Here is a 1,969-nt window from a genome sequence, read left to right as displayed (position 1 = left end):
ATGATCGCTGTCTTTTTTCTTAGGTCTGGCGAGATTCATTCTCAAGCCTAAGTTGAATAAAAATTGGAAGTTAGCGACATTCATCTTAGCGCTATAGATATTACCCACCATGTTCAAATTCACAAATTCAGAATTAAGCCACGAAGTCCCGGCTAACGCAAAACCTCCAAAAAGCCCCACAGAAAGCTTGTTGTTTTTGCCTAAGAAATTGGTGTTTTTGTCGTTGATGAAGTTATAAAGAGCGTCCATGCCCACGCCATAAGTCCACACATCAGAGGCGGAATTGAAGAAATTGGATTTGATGAACGCATGGTTGTAGTCAAAAAAGCCGTAATACCTTAACCCACACCTTCTCTTTTTACCAAAGAATTGTTTGTAGCCCACTTGCACGCCAATGCCATTCATCGCGCCGTTGTTGTTTTGATAGTCAATCACGCCGATACGCCTAAAGGGGTTTTTGCCTAATTCTTGTGCGATGGTTTGGAATTGGTTGTATTTGTTGGTATCCAAAGAATAAGTGAGCAAACCTTCTGGGGAATTAGGGTTTTGAGTTGCATGCGTCATGTTTTGGAGGGACTTGGCGTTAGGCAAATGAGAGAGATTGCTATTGATCGCTGTTGAGTCTTTGTTTAAAGCACTAAGGGCTTCTTTAAAATTCAAAATGGTTTGAGCCAAAGCTTTTTCTTGATTGACCTGGTTGCCATAGTAAGCGGTGTGTTGCTCTAAAGAATTGAGAGTCTCTTTCACAAACGCGCAACCTGAACCGTAAGTGTTGTCGTTAATCACGCCAGCCGATCCTGCGGTGCATTCTTCTAGATCTTGTTGGATAGGCCCTTGAATGCTGTGGAAATTGTTCGCTACTTGTTGGGCTAGACTTAAAATCTCTGCTTGAGCGTTCGCTCTGTTGAGCATTTCTTGAGCGAATTGTGTGTCTTTAGAAGTGTAGGGGTTGAAATTGTCTGGTTGCGTGATTTGGGTGTTTTCATTAGCGTTGAGTTGTTGGGTTTTTTCTAGGGCGGTTTGAGCGTTTTTAATCATCTCGTTAATAGCGTTAAAGCTATCGCCAAAAATATCCATCACAGTCCCGGTCTGACCGCTAAACCCCCATGCCCCACCGCCACCATTCACATGCGGGTTTTGAGTGGTAAGGACATTGATGATAGTAGCGGCTTGTTGCAAAAGGTTTTCAGCGTCATTGACGCTGCTAATTTTTAGCTGAATTGGGATTGAAGATCCGCCTGAATAATAATTGCCGCTTCCATTTGCATAAGTGTATTCTGTTGTAGGGTTTTTTGTGAAAGTTTGATTGATACTGACTACCATTTTTTTGGATCCATTCAAGGCAGGCATACCGCCCCCTTGACTTTGGTTTAGAGCGGTTTGGATAGTTTGATAAGCGGTGTTGAGAACTTGGTATTCGCTGCTAGATAGAATGCCATTAGGCCCTACATTGCTCGCTCCATTGCAATTGGTGGTGGTCGTTCCGCTACCGGTGTTGTAGCTGTAGTTTGGCGTGTTATCAAATGTTCGAACGCCTCCATTCTCTAAATGTTCTGGACCAAGATTAGGGCCAGGACCACAGCTAATGCCAAAGGCTATGACTTGCCACATGCCCACAGCGGCATTGAGCGCTAAAGCCACAGCTTGATAGGCTGGGGAAGTGGTGGTGCCGCTAGTGAGATTAATCGCGCTTGAGCTTAAATTGTTGATCGCACCGGTGATTGCGCTAGGCGTGCTGGCTAGATTGACTAGCGAATTTAAGTAATTGTATTGGTTTAAAAGGTTGTTTAAATTATCGTATCTGTCCGCAAGATTTTGCAATGCTCCAGTGTTTTTCACTTTTTGAACCGCTTCGCCGATTTGATAGCCCACGCTCATGTAAAATCCATCGTCTTCAGCCCTTGATAATGAGAGCATGAGAGAAAGAGAGAGCAAGAGGGATTTTTTGATTTTCATGTTTTCTCCTTTT

1 protein-coding gene is annotated in these 1,969 nt (G+C 43.5%); it reads right to left on the bottom strand.

Annotated elements, in window-relative coordinates; genetic code table 11:
- Window positions 1-1,956 (bottom strand): outer membrane protein (locus tag QT76_RS07735; protein WP_033617279.1); only part of this gene is annotated, 1,956 nt, incomplete at its 3' end.
- Window positions 1,957-1,969: the final 13 nt, after the last annotated feature.

Origin of the sequence: Helicobacter pylori SA37A (assembly GCF_000476015.1) — a bacterium.
GTDB classification, from domain to species: Bacteria; Campylobacterota; Campylobacteria; order Campylobacterales; family Helicobacteraceae; genus Helicobacter; species Helicobacter pylori_DB.
This window is presented reverse-complemented; position numbering and strand designations above follow the sequence as displayed.